This is a genomic window from Streptomyces sp. NPDC012794 (genome assembly GCF_042901085.1).
GTDB lineage: Bacteria > Actinomycetota > Actinomycetes > Streptomycetales > Streptomycetaceae > Streptomyces.
The window spans coordinates 124,441-140,341 of the sequence record NZ_JBIBCI010000015.1 but is presented as its reverse complement, the minus strand read 5'-3'; the positions used below and the strand labels follow the sequence as shown (position 1 = coordinate 140,341).

Genomic DNA, 15,901 nt, shown 5'->3' with positions numbered 1-15,901 from the left:
AATGGAACACGTGCCCGCGCTCGACGAAGACCTCAAGAAGACCCTCGGCCCCGCCACCGCCAAGGTGCTGGCCGAGCAGCTCGGCCTGCACACGGCCCTGGACCTGCTCCACCACTACCCCCGGCGGTACGCCGAGCGCGGCGAGCTGACCTCGCTGGCGGACCTCGCCGACCAGCTCGACGAGCACGTCACCGTCGTCGCCCAGGTCGCCGACGCCCGCCTGCTGACCTACCAGGGCAGCCGCGGCGGGGGCAAGCGCCTGGAAGTCACCATCACCGACGGCAGCGGCCGCCTCCAGCTGGTCTTCTTCGGCGCGGGCGTCCACAAGCCGCACAAGGAACTGCTGCCGGGCAGCCGCGCCATGTTCGCCGGCAAGGTCTCCCGCTTCAACCACAAGCTCCAGCTCGCGCACCCGGCGTACGAGCCCCTCGGCGCCGACGCCTCCGACCGGGACGCGGCCACCGCCTTCGCCGGCCGGCTGATCCCGATCTACCCGGCCTGCGCCAAGCTGGAGTCCTGGAAGATCGCCAAATGCGTGGACGCCGTACTGCCCCGCGCCCAGGAGGCCGTCGACCCGCTGCCGCCCGCCCTGCGGGAGGGCCGCGGACTGGTCCCGCTCCCCGAGGCCCTCCTCAAGATCCACCGGCCCGCCACCAAGGCCGACGTCGAGGACGCCCGTCAGCGCCTGAAGTGGGACGAGGCCTTCGTCCTCCAGGTCGCGCTGGCCCGCCGCCGGCACGCGGACTCCCAGCTCCCGGCGGTCGCCCGCCGCGCCGCCCCCGGCGGCCTCCTCGACTCCTTCGACGCCAAACTGCCCTTCACCCTCACCGAAGGCCAGCGGACCGTCTCCCAGGAGATCTTCGACGACCTCGCCACCAGCCACCCCATGCACCGCCTCCTCCAGGGCGAAGTGGGCTCCGGGAAGACGATGGTGGCCCTGCGGGCCATGCTCGCCGTCGTCGACTCCGGCGGACAGGCCGCGATGCTCGCGCCCACCGAGGTCCTCGCCCAGCAGCACCACCGCTCGATCACCGAGATGATGGGCGAACTCGCCGAGGGCGGCATGCTGGGCGGCTCCGACCAGGGCACCAAGGTGGTGCTGCTCACCGGCTCCATGGGTACCGCCGCCCGCCGCCAGGCCCTGCTCGACCTGGTCACCGGCGAGGCGGGCATCGTCATCGGCACGCACGCCCTCATCGAGGACAAGGTGCAGTTCCACGACCTCGGCCTGGTCGTCGTCGACGAACAGCACCGCTTCGGCGTCGAGCAGCGCGACGCGCTCCGCTCCAAGGGGAAGCAGCCCCCGCACCTGCTGGTCATGACCGCCACCCCGATCCCGCGCACCGTCGCGATGACCGTCTTCGGCGACCTGGAGACCTCCGTCCTCGACCAGCTGCCCGCCGGCCGCTCCCCGATCGCCACCCACGTGGTACCCGCCAAGGACAAGCCGCACTTCCTCGCCCGCGCCTGGGAACGGGTCCGCGAGGAAGTGGAGAACGGCCACCAGGCCTACGTGGTCTGCCCGCGCATCGGCGACGGCGAGGACGAACCCAAGGGCAAGAAGAAGGCCTCCGCCGAGGACGAGGCCGAGAAGCGCCCGCCGCTGGCCGTGCTGGAGATCGCCGAACAGCTCACCCGCGGCCCCCTCGCCGGACTGTCCGTCGAGGTCCTGCACGGACGCATGGACCCGGCCGACAAGGACGACGTCATGCGCCGCTTCGCCTCCGGCGAGGTCAAGGTGCTGGTCGCCACCACCGTCATCGAGGTCGGGGTGAACGTCCCCAACTCCACCGTCATGGTGATCATGGACGCGGACCGCTTCGGCGTCTCCCAGCTCCACCAGCTGCGCGGCCGCGTCGGCCGGGGATCCGCTCCGGGTCTGTGCCTGCTGGTCAGCGAGATGCACGAGGCCAGCCCCGCCCGCGCCCGGCTCGCCGCCGTCGCCGCCACCCTCGACGGCTTCGAACTCTCCCGGATCGACCTGGAACAGCGCCGCGAGGGCGACGTCCTCGGGCAGGCCCAGTCCGGTGTCCGCTCCTCGCTGCGCATGCTCGCCGTCATCGAGGACGAGGAAGTCATCGCCCAGGCGCGGGAGGAGGCCGCCCGCGTGGTCGCCGCCGACCCCGGCCTGGAGCACCTGCCGGGGCTGCGCACCGCCCTCGACGCCCTGCTGGACACCGAGCGCGAGCAGTACCTGGAGAAGGGCTGAGGCGCACGACCTATCGTTGGAGGCCAGACGGAGGTCGCAGGACCTCCCCCGACCGCCCAGCGAAGGACCCCAGATGACCCGCGTGATCGCCGGCACCGCCGGCGGCCGGCGGCTGGCCGTGCCGCCCGGCACCGGCACCCGCCCGACCTCCGACCGGATGCGCGAAGGGCTCTTCTCCACCTGGGAGTCCCTGCACGGAGTCGAAGGCTCCAGGGTGCTCGACCTCTACGGCGGCTCCGGCGCCGTCGGGCTGGAGGCCCTCTCCCGGGGCGCCGCCCACACCCTGCTGGTCGAGGCCGACGCCAAGGCGTCCAAGGCCATCCGGGACAACATCAAGACCCTGGGCCTGCCCGGCGCCGAATTCCGGGCGGGCAAGGCCGAGCAGGTCGTGGCCGCCGCCGCGCCCGGGGACCCGTACGACATCGTCTTCCTGGACCCGCCGTACGCCGTCGAGCACGGCGATCTTGGCGAGATCCTGCTCACACTCCGGGCCAATGGCTGGCTCACCGGCGATGCGCTCGTCACCGTGGAGCGCAGCACCAGGAGCGGTCCGTTCCCGTGGCCGGAGGGGTTCGAGCCGCTGCGTTCGCGCAAGTACGGCGAAGGCACCCTTTGGTACGGTCGCGCCGCCTTCACCAGCGAAGACTCATGATGCCCGCACGGGAGACCGAGGGAGTTCAGTTGCGCCGCGCCGTCTGTCCGGGGTCGTTCGACCCCATCACCAACGGGCACCTCGACATCATCGGCCGGGCCTCCAGGCTCTACGACGTCGTGCACGTCGCCGTGATGATCAACCAGTCTAAGAAGGGGCTGTTCACCGTCGAAGAGCGGATCGACATGATCCGCGAGGCGACCGCCGACTACGGCAACGTCGAGGTCGAGTCCTTCCACGGACTGCTCGTCGACTTCTGCAAGCAGCGGGACATCCCCGCCATCGTCAAGGGCCTGCGCGCCGTCAGCGACTTCGACTACGAACTCCAGATGGCCCAGATGAACATGGGCCTCTCCGGGGTCGAGACCCTGTTCGTGCCGACCAACCCCACCTACAGCTTCCTGTCGTCCTCCCTGGTCAAGGAGGTCGCCGCCTGGGGCGGCGACGTCGCCCACCTGCTGCCCGCGCACGTCCACGCGGCACTGGTCGAACGGCTGCGCGCGAAGTGACCCGGGGGCGGACGGGCCGGGGTTCGCCGGCTCGTCCCGCCCGTGCGTCCGGTGGCCCTACAGTCGTCTCGTCAGTCCGAGGCAGAGAGAGCGCGAGCCCCCCATGGACGTACAGAAGAAGCTGGACGAGATCGTCGCGGCCGTGGGCGGCGCCCGCTCCATGCCGATGTCGGCCTCCTGCGTGATCAACCGCGCGGAACTCCTCGCGTGGCTCGAAGAGGTACGCCAGGCCCTGCCGGGCTCGCTCGCCCAGGCCCGTGAGCTCATCGGCGGGCGCGAGCAGATGGTCGAGGAGGCCCGCCGGGAGGCGGAGCGCATCATCGAGTCCGCGCACGCGCAGCGCGGCTCCCTGATCTCCGACACCGAGATCGCCCGCCGCTCGCGGGGCGAGGCCGAACGGATCCTGGCGGAAGCCCGCCGGGAGGCCGCCGAGATCCGGGCCGAGGCCGACGAGTACGTCGACAGCAAGCTCGCCAACTTCGAGGTCGTGCTCAGCAAGACCATCGGCTCCGTCGACCGCGGCCGCGAGAAGCTCCTGGGCCGCGGCCCGGGAGCCGGCGGGCAGGACCCCACCGGCTCCGACGACACCGACGCCCCCGAGCCCAGCCCGGACCCGCGGATCCGGCGCGAGCAGGCGGACGCGTACGTCGACCGGAAGCTGGCGACCTTCGAGGCGGTGCTGGCCAAGACCCTGGAGGCCGTCGGACGGGGCCGGCAGAAGCTCCTGGGCCGGGCCCCCGCCGACGACCTGGGCGCGCACATGGCGGCCCAGGACGCCGCCGGACCCCAGGGGATCCGGCCGTCCAGCGACGCGGACTTCCTGGCCGGCCTCGCGGAGCCGGGCCCCGGACCGCTGCCGTTCCCGGAACGGCCGGAGCCCGCGTACGACACCTGCGCCGCGGCCTACGCGGCCCCGTACCCCGGCCAGCCGGTCCACCCCCAGCAGGACGGCTACGCCTACCAGGACCCGTACGCGGGCTACCAGCAGCAGCCGGACCCGTACGGCGGCTACCAGCAGCAGCCCGACCCCTACGCGGCGTACCAGCAGCCGGAGCACCCCCCGCGGCCCGCCCTCGACGAGACCAGCTTCTTCGACACGAGCATGATCAACCTGGACCAGCTGCGCCAGTACGAGCAGGGGCGTTAGGGCCGGATTGGGCTCAGGGCGAAGCGCCGGGTATCCTGGCTGTTCGGTCGCGCCTATGCGTCGCGATCCATGCTGCCCGTGAGCGGCGGAATCTTTGATCTTCAGCGATCTGTGAAAGCAGGAACGGCCCTGAACACCCGCCTCGACCACCGCAACCCCCTCGTGTTCGACACGCACGAGCTGGGGCGGCGTCCTGGCGCCATGCAGCGGCTGTCCCGCGAGATCGCGGCGCCGGCGGACTTCGGTCTCGTCGACGTCATCGGAGTGCCGGAGGGCGCCCCGCTGAAGCTCAGCCTCCGTCTCGAGTCGGTCATGGAAGGGGTGCTTGTCACAGGCACCGTCCGTGCATCGGCGGTGGGGGAGTGCGTAAGGTGTCTGGAGACCGTCGAGCGCGAGCTCAAGGCGGACTTCCAGGAGATGTTCTCGTACCCTGACGCCGACGACCGGGGCCGCGCCAAGGCGGAGCCGGCCGACGACGCCGAGGACGACGAGGACATGCTCTTCCTCGAGGACGGCTTGTTCGACCTCGAACCCGTGCTGCGTGACGCGGTGGTGCTCGCACTGCCGATGCAGCCGGTGTGCCGGGAGGACTGTCTCGGACTGTGTCCCGATTGCGGGCTCAGCCTGAACGACGACCCGGAGCACCACCACGACGCCGTCGACATCCGTTGGGCGGCTTTGCAGGAACTCGTCGTGACCGATCAGGACGACGAGAAGGACAACATGAGCGGCACTGCATCTGACGACGTTCAGAGCGCCGCCGAGAAGCAGGAGAAGTAGCCGTGGCTGTTCCGAAGCGGAAGATGTCGCGCAGCAACACGCGCCACCGCCGGTCGCAGTGGAAGGCTGCGGTCCCCACCCTGGTTTCGTGTGAGCGTTGCCAGGAGCCGAAGCTCCAGCACATCGCGTGCCCGAGCTGCGGCACCTACAACAAGCGCCAGGTCCTCGAGGTCTGAGCGGCTGGTGAGAGGCGCAATGTCTGAGCTGTCCAACGCTGAGAAGCAGGCAGACAGTAACAACGCGGCCTCGTCCCACACGCTTCTGGAAGGGCGGCTCGGGTACCAACTCGAGTCCGCCCTTCTGGTGCGTGCGCTGACCCACCGTTCGTACGCGTACGAGAACGGCGGTCTGCCCACCAACGAGCGGCTGGAGTTCCTCGGGGACTCCGTGCTCGGCCTGGTGGTCACGGACACGCTGTACACCACCCACCCCGATCTGCCGGAAGGCCAGCTGGCCAAACTGCGGGCCGCGGTGGTCAATTCTCGTGCGCTGGCGGAGGTCGGGCGCGGCCTCGAACTCGGCTCCTTCATCCGGCTCGGCCGGGGCGAAGAGGGCACGGGTGGCCGGGACAAGGCTTCCATCCTCGCCGACACCCTCGAAGCGGTGATCGGCGCGGTCTACCTCGACAAGGGCCTCGACGCGGCCTCGGAGCTGGTCCACCGGCTCTTCGACCCGCTCATCGAGAAGTCCTCCAACCTCGGTGCCGGCCTGGACTGGAAGACCAGTCTCCAGGAGCTCACGGCGGCCGAGGGCCTCGGCGTACCGGAATACCTGGTCACCGAGACGGGACCGGACCACGAGAAGACCTTCACAGCTGCTGCCCGCGTCGGTGGTGTCTCGTACGGCACCGGTACCGGCCGCAGCAAGAAGGAAGCGGAGCAGCAGGCCGCGGAGTCCGCCTGGCGCGGCATCCGCACCGCCGCGGACGAACGGAAGGCGGCGGAAGCCGCAGCCGTCGCCGCGCCGGCACAGGACGACGGGGCGCCGACGCCCGCCGATCCGGTGCCGGACGCCTGACCGCTCCCCTTCCGCAGTGACCCCGTCGCACCCCGGTGCGGCGGGGTTTCCTGTTCGACGCCCCATCCAGGAGGAACACCATGCCCGAGCTCCCCGAAGTCGAAGTGGTGCGGCGCGGCCTGGAGCGCTGGGTGGCCGGGCGGACCGTCGAGGCGGTGGAGGTGCTCCACCCCCGGGCCGTCCGCAGGCACCTCGCGGGCGGCCCCGACTTCGCGGCGCGCCTGGCCGGCCGGACCATCGGGACGCCGCGGCGCCGGGGCAAGTACCTGTGGCTGCCCCTGGAGGGGTGCGAGCTCTCCGTCCTCGGCCACCTCGGGATGAGCGGGCAGCTGCTGGTGCAGCCGGCCGCAGCCCCCGACGAGAAGCACCTGCGCATCCGGCTGCGCTTCGCCGACGACACGGGCACCGAGCTGCGCTTCGTCGACCAGCGCACCTTCGGCGGGCTCTCACTGCACGAGACCGTCCCCGGCAGCGACGAGGGCCTGCCGGACGTGATCGCCCACATCGCCCGCGACCCGCTGGACCCGCTCTTCGACGAGGGGGCCTACCACCTGGCGCTGCGCGCGAAGCGCACCACCGTCAAACGGGCGCTGCTGGACCAGTCGCTGATCAGCGGGGTCGGCAACATCTACGCCGACGAGGCCCTGTGGCGGGCGAGGCTGCACTACGAGCGCCCCACCGCCACCCTCACCCGCCCCCGGAGCGCGGAACTCCTCGGCCATGTCCGCGAGGTCATGAACGCCGCGCTCGCCGTCGGCGGGACCAGCTTCGACAGCCTGTACGTCAACGTGAACGGCGAGTCCGGCTACTTCGACCGCTCCCTCGACGCGTACGGGCGCGAGGGCGAGCCCTGCCGCCGCTGCGGTACGCCGATGCGGCGGAGGGCGTGGATGAACCGGTCCAGCTACTTCTGCCCGCGCTGTCAGCGGCCGCCGCGCGCCGCGTCGTAGGCCCCCCGCGAGACGAGTACCTCGTCCATGCTGCCCTCGAGGAAGTGGATCAGGGCGAGCAGCCGGTCGGCGACCTCCCGGCCCAGGGGGGTCAGCTCGTAGTCGACGCGGGGCGGGTTGGTCGGCTGCGCCTCGCGCAGGACGATGCCGTCGCGCTCCAGGGCGTGCAGGGTCTGCGAGAGCATCTTCTCGCTCACGCCGTCGACACGGCGGCGCAGCTCGTTGAAGCGGCAGGGGCCCTCGCGCAGCGCGCCCACGGTGAGGCTGCCCCAGCGCCCGGTGACGTGCTCCAGGGTTTCCCGCGAGGGGCAGGCGCGCGCGAAGACGTCGAACGGCAGGTCGGCCTGGTCGGCTTCGGTACAGGCTGGGTTCTCCATACCGCAAGCGTACCCCCGGGTAGCGCTAACTGTCTGCTTGCGCTTTCTAAAAGTTAGTGCTTCTCTTTCCTCGGGCGCAGCCATGCGCCACGCGCCGGTCGCACTCGGCGCCCCACGCTTTCGAGGAGAACCGTCATGTCCGCGAACGTCCCCGCCCCCGTCGTCTCGATCGCCTACCACTCCGGTTACGGGCACACGGCCGTCGTCGCCGAAGCCGTGCGTGCGGGAGCCGCCGCCACCGGCGCCACGGTCCACCTGATCAAGGTCGACGAGATCACCGAGGCCGAGTGGGCGCTGCTGGACGGCTCGGACGCGATCGTCTTCGGCTCGCCCACCTACATGGGCACCGCTTCCGGCGCCTTCCACGTCTTCGCCGAGGCCACCTCGAAGCGCTGGTTCGGTGACGTGTGGCACGACAAGGTCGCCGCGGGCTTCACCAACTCCGCCTCCAAGGCCGGAGACAAGCTGAACACCCTGCAGTTCTTCCAGATGCTGGCCTCCCAGCACGGCATGAGCTGGGTCAGCCTGGGCCTGAAGCCCGGCTGGAACTCCACCACCGGCAGCGAGTACGACCTCAACCGCCTCGGGTTCTCCTCCGGCGCGGCGGCCCAGACCAACGCGGACGAGGGTCCCGAGGGCGTCCACAAGGCCGACCTCGCCACCGCCGAGCACCTGGGCCGGCGCGTCGCCGAGCACACCCGCGTGGTCGTGGCGGGCCGGGCGGCCCTGGCGGCGGCCGCCGTCTGACGGCTGCCCGGCCGGCCCATCGCGTGGCCTCGCGGGGCCGGCCGGGTCTACGGCACGGCCCTCGGCGGGCCGGTCAGAAGCCGAATTCCTGGGTCCACCAGGGGCCGCCGGAGCCGAAGTGGACACCGACGCCCAGGGTGCGGAATTCGCAGTTGAGGATGTTCGCCTTGTGGCCCGGGCTGTTCATCCAGGCCTGCATCACGGAACTCGCGTCCCCCTGGCCGCGCGCGATGTTCTCGCCGCCCATACCGGAGATCCCCGCGTTCTGGGCCCGCTGCCAGGGGGAGTTCCCGTCCGGGTCGGTGTGGTCGAAGAAGCCCCGTACGGCCATGTCCTTGCTGAAGGCGCCGGCCAGCGCCGCGAGCGGCGGGTTCGCCCGGACCGGTACGCAGCCGGCCTGGGCGCGCTCCTGGTTCACAAGGGCGAGCACCTCGGCCTCCTCGGCGGAGTGCCCATCGGCGGCCGTCGGCGCCACCGGCTTGGGCGCCGCGGGGGGCTTGGGGGCGGCGGGCTTCGGTGCCGCCGGCTTCGGGGCCGCCGGCTTGGGGGTGCTCTGCTCCGGCGCCTTCGTGGAGGCCGAAGGGGACGGGGAGGCGGAGGCCGTCGGCGACGCCGACGGGGAGGGAGACGCCGACGGGGTGGGAGAGGCCGAGGGGGTGCCCGGGGGCGCGCTCGCCGGGGCCGAGGAGGCCCGCCCCGAGAGGTTCGCCAGGCCGTTCGGCTGCTCCGCCCGCTTGCCGGAGGCGGCGGGCGAGGGCTCGGCGCGGGCCTGCGTCTTCTCACCGGCGCCCGTGCCGACGTACGGGAAGGAGCCGCCGACCGGGACGAACCCGGTCGTCACGGCCGCGGTACCGAGGGCCGCCGCCACGGACGCGCCGAGCAGCCCGGTGCGCACGGCGGTGCGCTTGGCGCCGCGCCGAGGTGCGGCGTGGAGTCGGTGGCGTCCCATGGGTGCCGTGCCTTCCCTTTGCAAGATCAAACTTTGCTCACCCGAACGGGTGACTCATTGGTGGGGGACTGTAGCCGATGGGCCAAGGGGGGCGTGGAGCCCCCAAACGCCCGGCCCGGTTAGCGTTCATGCATGAATGAAGACGTCCGTATGACCGCCTGGGTGCGCGGCCGTGTACAGGGAGTGGGCTTCCGCTGGTTCACCAGGGCCAATGCTCTGGAGATCGGCGGGATGACCGGCTTCGCGCTGAACCTCGACGACGGCCGAGTGCAGGTCGTGGCGGAAGGTCAACGTGAGAATTGCCACCGGCTCCTGGAATGGCTCCGCTCCGGCGACACGCCCGGACGGGTGGACGGGGTCACGGAGATCTGGGGCACACCGCGCGGCGGCTACGACGGCTTCGAGATCCGGTGACCGGGCGGCCGGTCACGGACCGATTCGCGGTCCGGAACGCCGGCACCCGGTCGGATCTGCGCATTCGCCGCCGAGACGTTGCCGCGGCGGTCGATCCGTGGAAGGCTCGGACACGAGGTTGATCTCTCCGCCCCTCGCGCGGACCGGGCCGCCCGCCGATACGGGGCGTGATCGTGTTGACCGTCAAACTTTTTGGTGAGACGCTGGAAGCCCCGCGCACCCGAGCTGTTTGGCAGTGGTGGCACTGGCTAGTGCAGTGATTGTCCGTCGCTGCCGGACATCCGCGGGTGCGATTCCCTCACGACCCACACCGCTTCGGTCGGTCACTCAGTGTGGAGGACCATCCATCATGGCAAAGGCGCTTCTCGGTTACGTCGGCGGTTCCGACCCGCGACTCCTCGCCGAGATGCGACGGCTCCAGCAGCGCGTCCAGGACCTCGAGTCCGAGCTCGGGCGGATCCAGTCCGAGAACGACGCTCTGACGGCGGCCGCCGCTCAGCACGGTGACTCGCTGCTCGACAGCATCGAGATCGACGTACCCCAGGCGGAGCCTGCGCTCACCTGATCCGCTCTCTCCCGTCACTCGATTCCAGCCCCGAATGATCTGCAAGGGACGCCTCGGCGTCCCTTCTTTCTTTCCACCGGACCTCCGCCGGGCCGCCCGCGCCGCGTCTTGCGGGGCCATTGGGCCAGGTGGGGGAGTGATCCCTCCAACGTCTGATCTGCCCTGCACCTTCATGGGTGAAACCGGACGCGAAAGGTAGAGTCCGGCGGCGTGCACCTCAAGTCCCTGACCCTGCGTGGCTTCAAATCCTTCGCCTCGGCCACCACCCTGCGCTTCGAACCCGGGATCACCTGCGTCGTCGGCCCGAACGGATCCGGCAAGTCCAACGTGGTGGACGCGCTGTCCTGGGTCATGGGGGAGCAGGGAGCCAAATCCCTGCGTGGCGGAAAGATGGAAGACGTCATCTTCGCGGGCACCACGGGACGCCCGCCGCTCGGACGGGCCGAGGTCTCCCTCACCATCGACAACTCCGACGGCGCGCTCCCGATCGACTACGCCGAGGTCACCATCACGCGGATCATGTTCCGCGGCGGCAGCAGCGAATACCAGATCAACGGTGACACCTGCCGGCTCCTCGACATCCAGGAGCTGCTGTCCGACTCCGGCATCGGCCGCGAGATGCACGTCATCGTCGGACAGGGGCAGCTCGACTCCGTCCTGCACGCCGATCCGATGGGCCGGCGCGCCTTCATCGAGGAGGCCGCGGGCGTACTGAAGCACCGCAAGCGCAAGGAGAAGGCGCTGCGGAAGCTCGACGCGATGCAGGCCAACCTCGCGCGGGTGCAGGACCTGAGCGACGAACTGCGCCGTCAGCTCAAGCCGCTGGGCCGGCAGGCGGCGGTCGCCCGCCGGGCCGCCGTGATCCAGGCCGACCTGCGCGACGCGAAGCTGCGGCTGCTCGCCGACGACCTGGTGGCGCTGCGGAGCGCGCTGGACGCGGAGATCGCCGACGAGGCCGCCCTGAAGGAGCGCAAGGAGTCCGCCGAGCGGGACCTCGCGGACGCGCTGCGCCGGGAGGCCGAGCTGGAGGAATCGGTACGCCGCCTCGCGCCCCGGCTCCAGCGGGCCCAGCAGACCTGGTACGAGCTGTCGCAGCTGGCCGAGCGGGTGCGCGGGACGGCCTCCCTGGCCGAGGCCCGGGTCAGGAGCGCCTCCGCGCCCGTGGAGGAGGAGCGGCGCGGCCGGGACCCCGAGGAGATGGAGCGGGAGGCCGCGCGGATCCGGGAGCAGGAGGCGGAGCTGACCGCCGCGCTGGAGGCGGCCGAACGGGCGCTGGAGGACACCGCCGCGCACCGGGCCGGGCTGGAGCGGGCCCTCGCCGAGGAAGAGCGGCGGCTGCGGGACGCCGCACGGGCCATCGCCGACCGGCGTGAGGAACTGGCCCGGCTCACCGGGCGGCTGGGGGCGGCCCGGTCGCGGGCGGGCGCCGCGCAGGCGGAGATCGAGCGGCTCGTCGCGGCCCGGGACGAGGCGGAGGCCCGGGCGGTGGCCGCGCGGGAGGAGTACGAGGAACTGGCCGCGGAGGTCGGCGGGCTCGAGGACCCTTCGGCGGAGGAGGAGTACGAGGCGGCGAAGGCCGGGCTGACGGGGGCGGAGGCCGAGCTCGCGGCGGCCGGGCGGGCGCTGGCCTCGGCGGAGCGGTCCCGTGCGGCCGTATCGGCGCGGCGGGACGCGCTCGCGCTGGGGCTGCGGCGCAAGGACGGCACGGGGGCGCTGCTGGCCGCGCGCGAGCGGCTGGCGGGGCTGCTGGGACCGGCGGCGGAGCGGGTGACGGTGGCTGCGGGGTACGAGGCCGCGGTGGCCGCCGCGCTGGGCTCCGCCGCCGACGCGGTGGCCGTGGCCTCGGCGGGGGCGGCGGCCGGTGCGATCCGGCACCTGCGGGAGGCCGACGCCGGGCGGGCGACGTTCCTGATCGCCCCGCCCGCCGCCGTGATTCCGGGGCAGGCCCCGGCGGCCCCCGCCGCCCCGGGCGGTGCGGGCCTGCCCGGGCAGGCCCGCGGCCCCGAGGCCGGTGCCGGGACCGCCGTCGAGGGAAGCGCCCAGCCCGCCGCCCAGCCCGGCCCCGCCGCCCACCGCGCCGGTCAGCCGCTCCCGTGCGGGCCGGGCCCCGAGCCCCGGACGACGACGGCGCCCGCGGTGGCGGCGGGGACGCCCGCGTACCTGGAGGCCGCTTCGCTCGTCCACGGGGACGAGGAGGTGCGGCGGGCCGTGGCGTGGGTGCTGCGGGAGCACGTGGTGGTCGGGAGCCTGGAGGAAGCCGAGGCCGTCGTCGCCGCGCGGCCGGACCTGGTCGCGGTGACCGCCGACGGGGACGTGCTCGGCGCCCACCTCGCGCACGGCGGCTCGGCGGGCGCGCCCAGCCTGATCGAGGTGCAGGCCGCCGTCGACGAGGCGGCGGCGGAACTGGAGCGGCTGGACGGCGAGTGCCGGGAGCTGGCCGCGGCCGAGGAGGGCGCCCGGCGGCGGCACGCCGAGGCGGCCGCCCTCGCCGAGGAGCTGGCGGAGCGGCGCCGGGCCGGGGAGCGGGCCCGGGCCGGGGTCGCCCAGCAGCTCGGCCGGCTCGCCGGGCAAGCGAAGGGCGCTCTGGGCGAGGCCGAGCGCAGTGCCCGGGCGGCGGCCACCGCCCAGGAGGCGCTGGAGCGGGCGCGGGCCGACGTGGAGGAGTGCGCGGAGCGGCTCGCGGTGGCGGAGGAGCTGCCGCTGGCGGAGGAGCCCGACACCTCGGCCCGGGACCGGCTCTCCGCCGACGGGGCGAACGCGCGGCAGACCGAGATGGAGGCCCGCCTCCAGCTGCGTACCCACGAGGAGCGGGTGAAGGGTCTGGCCGGCCGGGCGGACGCGCTGGACCGGGGCGCCCGCGCCGAACGCGAGGCCCGGGCGCGCGCGGAGCGGCGCCGGGAGCGCCGGCGGTACGAGGCCGAGGTGGGCCGGGCCGTCGCCGACGGGGCGCGGCAGCTGCTGGCGCACCTGGAGGTGTCCATCGGCCGGGCGGAGCTGGAGCGTGCGGCCGCCGAGCAGGCCAAGGGGCTGCGCGAGCAGGAGCTCGGCGAGGCCCGCGGCCGGGGCCGTGACCTCAAGGGCGAGCTCGACAAGCTGACGGACTCCGTGCACCGGGGCGAGGTGCTCGGCGCGGAGAAGCGGCTGCGGATCGAGCAGCTGGAGGCGCGGGCGTTGGAGGAGCTGGGGGTGGATCCGGCCGCTCTGGTGGCGGAGTACGGGCCCGACCAGCCGGTTCCGCCGTCCCCGCCCGCCGAGGGCGAGGTGCTGCCGGAGGATCCGGAGCACCCCCGCAACCGGCCGGGCCCCTTCGACCGCGCCCGGCAGGAGAAGCGGCTGAAGGCGGCCGAACGGGCCTACCAGCAGCTGGGCAAGGTGAACCCGCTGGCCCTGGAGGAATTCGCGGCGCTGGAGGAGCGCCACCAGTTCCTGAGCGAGCAGCTGGCGGACCTGCGGAAGACCCGGGCTGATCTCCTTCAAGTGGTGAAGGAGGTCGACCAGCGGGTCGAGCAGGTCTTCACCGAGGCGTACCGCGATACCGCCCGGGAGTTCGAGGGGGTCTTCTCGCGGCTGTTCCCCGGCGGCGAGGGGCGTCTGGTGCTCACCGACCCGGACGACATGCTGGCCACCGGTGTGGACGTCGAGGCCCGGCCGCCCGGCAAGAAGGTCAAGCGGCTGTCGCTGCTGTCGGGCGGCGAGCGGTCGCTGACGGCCGTGGCGCTGCTGGTCTCCATCTTCAAGGCGCGGCCCAGCCCGTTCTATGTGATGGACGAGGTCGAGGCGGCCCTGGACGACACCAACCTCCAGCGGCTGATCCGCATCATGGAGGAGCTCCAGGAGAGTTCGCAGCTGATCGTCATCACGCACCAGAAGCGGACGATGGAGGTGGCCGACGCGCTCTACGGCGTCTCGATGCAGGGCGACGGAGTCTCGAAGGTGATCAGCCAGCGGCTCCGCTGAGCCACCTGGTACTTCAAGAAATGAAATCAAGATCCCTCGCTCAACCTTAATGAGACCTTCACATCACCTATTGACTTCAGGAAATGAACACATAGGCTCTGTGCTGCCTCCCGCCTTCCAGTGGTGCCCGATCTTGACCTGTGCGCCACTGAGGAGAACGGACACAAACCCCCCACGGAGCACACCTTGAGCAGCAGCACAGCGCAGGCACCGGCACCCGGCGGCGGACGCGCGTCCCAGCCCGACCACCTCGGGCACGTCATCTTCATCACCGCGGCCGCCGCGATGGGCGGTTTCCTCTTCGGATACGACAGCTCCGTCATCAACGGGGCCGTCGTCGCCATTCGCGACCGCTTCGACATCGGGTCGGCCGCGCTGGCCCAGGTGATCGCCGCCGCGCTGATCGGCTGCGCGCTCGGCGCCGCCACCGCGGGCCGCATCGCCGACCGGATCGGCCGTATCCGCTGCATGCAGATCGCCGCCGTCCTCTTCACGGCGAGCGCCATCGGCTCGGCCCTCCCGTTCGCGCTCTGGGACCTCGCCATGTGGCGCGTCATCGGCGGCTTCGGCATCGGCATGGCGTCCGTCATCGGCCCCGCCTACATCGCCGAGGTGTCCCCGCCCGCCTACCGGGGCCGGCTGGCCTCCTTCCAGCAGGCCGCCATCGTCATCGGCATCGCCATCTCGCAGCTGGTCAACTGGGGCATCCTCAACCTCGCCGACGGTGACCAGCGCGGGAAGGTCGGCGGGCTGGAGGCCTGGCAGTGGATGCTCGGCGTGATGGTGGTCCCGGCCGTGCTCTACGGGCTGATGTCCTTCGTCATCCCCGAGTCCCCCCGCTTCCTGATCTCCGCGGGCCGCACCGCCGAGGCGCGGAAGGTGCTGGCCGAGGTCGAGGGCGCGCACGTCGACCTGGACGCGCGCGTCGCCGAGATCGAGGCGGCCATGCACTCCGAGCACAAGTCCACCTTCAAGGACCTGCTCGGCGGCCGCTTCGGCCTGATGCCCATCGTCTGGATCGGCATCGGCCTCTCGGTCTTCCAGCAGCTCGTCGGCATCAACGTGATCTTCTACTACAGCTCCTCGCTGTGGCAGTCCGTCGGCATCGACCCGACCAGCTCGTTCCTCTACTCCTTCACCACGTCGATCATCAACATCATCGGCACGGTGATCGCGATGATCTTCGTCGACCGGATCGGCCGCAAGCCGCTCGCGCTGATCGGCTCGGCGGGCATGGCCGTCTCCCTCGGCCTCTGCGCCTGGGCCTTCTCGTACAAGACCGGCACCGGCGACAGCATCTCCATGCCCGACACCCAGGGCACGGTCGCCCTGATCGCCGCGCACGCCTTCGTGCTCTTCTTCGCCCTGTCCTGGGGCGTGGTGGTCTGGGTGCTGCTCGGCGAGATGTTCCCGAACCGGATCCGGGCCGCCGCCCTCGGCGTCGCCGCCGCGGCCCAGTGGGTCGCCAACTGGGTCATCACCGTCACCTTCCCGAACCTGTCGGACTGGAACCTGTCCGGCGCGTACGTCATCTACACGGTCTTCGCCGCGCTCTCGATCCCGTTCATCCTCAAGTGGGTGCCGGAGACCAAGGGCAAGGCGTTGGAGGAGATGGGGTAACAACTCCC

Annotated in this window: 15 protein-coding genes; 13 read left to right on the top strand and 2 right to left on the bottom strand. The window is 72.1% G+C overall.

Annotation, left to right across the window (positions count from 1 at the left end; all coding sequences use genetic code 11):
* The first annotated feature begins 1 nt into the window (after position 1).
* The 8 genes from recG (at position 2) to mutM (ending at position 7,264) form a co-directional block, all read left to right on the top strand.
* Positions 2 to 2,209, top strand: a complete 2,208-nt coding sequence (gene recG, locus ACFY7H_RS25605; RefSeq protein ID WP_388942103.1) for an ATP-dependent DNA helicase RecG — start codon at positions 2 to 4, stop codon at positions 2,207 to 2,209.
* Positions 2,210 to 2,282: 73 nt separating this feature from the next.
* Positions 2,283 to 2,861, top strand: a complete 579-nt coding sequence (rsmD, locus tag ACFY7H_RS25600) for a 16S rRNA (guanine(966)-N(2))-methyltransferase RsmD (protein WP_388942101.1) — start codon at positions 2,283 to 2,285, stop codon at positions 2,859 to 2,861.
* A 29-nt stretch (positions 2,862 to 2,890) separates the two neighbouring features.
* The gene (gene coaD, locus ACFY7H_RS25595) at positions 2,891 to 3,370 is read left to right on the top strand and encodes a pantetheine-phosphate adenylyltransferase (protein WP_388942099.1); all 480 of its coding nucleotides are present in this window, start codon (positions 2,891 to 2,893) and stop codon (positions 3,368 to 3,370) included.
* Between the two features lie 103 nt (positions 3,371 to 3,473).
* Complete coding sequence (locus tag ACFY7H_RS25590; protein ID WP_388942096.1) at positions 3,474 to 4,517, top strand: cell division initiation protein; 1,044 nt, start codon at positions 3,474 to 3,476, stop codon at positions 4,515 to 4,517.
* A gap of 78 nt (positions 4,518 to 4,595) precedes the next feature.
* Positions 4,596 to 5,297, top strand: coding sequence for a YceD family protein (locus tag ACFY7H_RS25585; protein WP_388942093.1), 702 nt, complete (start codon positions 4,596 to 4,598; stop codon positions 5,295 to 5,297).
* Positions 5,298 to 5,299: 2 nt separating this feature from the next.
* On the top strand, positions 5,300 to 5,473 hold the full coding sequence (gene rpmF / locus ACFY7H_RS25580) for a 50S ribosomal protein L32 (RefSeq protein ID WP_003965982.1): 174 nt from the start codon (positions 5,300 to 5,302) through the stop codon (positions 5,471 to 5,473).
* Between the two features lie 19 nt (positions 5,474 to 5,492).
* The gene (gene rnc / locus ACFY7H_RS25575; protein ID WP_388942090.1) at positions 5,493 to 6,314 is read left to right on the top strand and encodes a ribonuclease III; all 822 of its coding nucleotides are present in this window, start codon (positions 5,493 to 5,495) and stop codon (positions 6,312 to 6,314) included.
* A gap of 80 nt (positions 6,315 to 6,394) precedes the next feature.
* Complete coding sequence (gene mutM / locus ACFY7H_RS25570) at positions 6,395 to 7,264, top strand: bifunctional DNA-formamidopyrimidine glycosylase/DNA-(apurinic or apyrimidinic site) lyase (RefSeq protein ID WP_388942087.1); 870 nt, start codon at positions 6,395 to 6,397, stop codon at positions 7,262 to 7,264.
* On the opposite strand, the gene ACFY7H_RS25565 is transcribed toward mutM, so the two are convergent.
* Positions 7,237 to 7,641, bottom strand: coding sequence for a winged helix-turn-helix transcriptional regulator (locus ACFY7H_RS25565; RefSeq protein WP_388942084.1), 405 nt, complete (start codon positions 7,639 to 7,641; stop codon positions 7,237 to 7,239). The two genes, mutM and ACFY7H_RS25565, sit on opposite strands and share 28 nt — an antisense overlap.
* A gap of 135 nt (positions 7,642 to 7,776) precedes the next feature.
* On the opposite strand from ACFY7H_RS25565, the gene ACFY7H_RS25560 reads away from it, so the two are divergent.
* Positions 7,777 to 8,388 (top strand): flavodoxin family protein, encoded by a 612-nt coding sequence (locus ACFY7H_RS25560; RefSeq protein ID WP_388942081.1) that lies wholly within the window; start codon positions 7,777 to 7,779, stop codon positions 8,386 to 8,388.
* 73 nt (positions 8,389 to 8,461) lie between these two features.
* Here ACFY7H_RS25560 and ACFY7H_RS25555 read toward each other — a convergent pair whose 3' ends face one another.
* Positions 8,462 to 9,337, bottom strand: a complete 876-nt coding sequence (locus ACFY7H_RS25555; protein WP_388942078.1) for a CAP domain-containing protein — start codon at positions 9,335 to 9,337, stop codon at positions 8,462 to 8,464.
* A 132-nt stretch (positions 9,338 to 9,469) separates the two neighbouring features.
* Here ACFY7H_RS25555 and ACFY7H_RS25550 point away from each other — a divergent pair, with 132 nt between their 5' ends.
* From ACFY7H_RS25550 to ACFY7H_RS25535, 4 genes are all read left to right on the top strand, one after another.
* Entirely contained in the window at positions 9,470 to 9,751 is a 282-nt protein-coding gene (locus ACFY7H_RS25550) for an acylphosphatase (protein WP_388942075.1), read from the top strand.
* 349 nt (positions 9,752 to 10,100) lie between these two features.
* A complete protein-coding gene (locus ACFY7H_RS25545) occupies positions 10,101 to 10,316 on the top strand; it encodes a hypothetical protein (RefSeq protein WP_362457577.1) in 216 nt (71 codons plus the stop codon).
* Between the two features lie 210 nt (positions 10,317 to 10,526).
* Positions 10,527 to 14,273 carry an AAA family ATPase gene (locus ACFY7H_RS25540; RefSeq protein ID WP_388942072.1) on the top strand — a complete coding sequence of 1,249 codons (3,747 nt, stop codon included), beginning with the start codon at positions 10,527 to 10,529 and terminating at the stop codon, positions 14,271 to 14,273.
* Between the two features lie 186 nt (positions 14,274 to 14,459).
* Positions 14,460 to 15,893: a sugar porter family MFS transporter gene (locus tag ACFY7H_RS25535; protein WP_388942069.1), complete on the top strand. Its 1,434-nt coding sequence runs from the start codon at positions 14,460 to 14,462 to the stop codon at positions 15,891 to 15,893.
* The last annotated feature ends 8 nt before the right edge of the window (positions 15,894 to 15,901 follow it).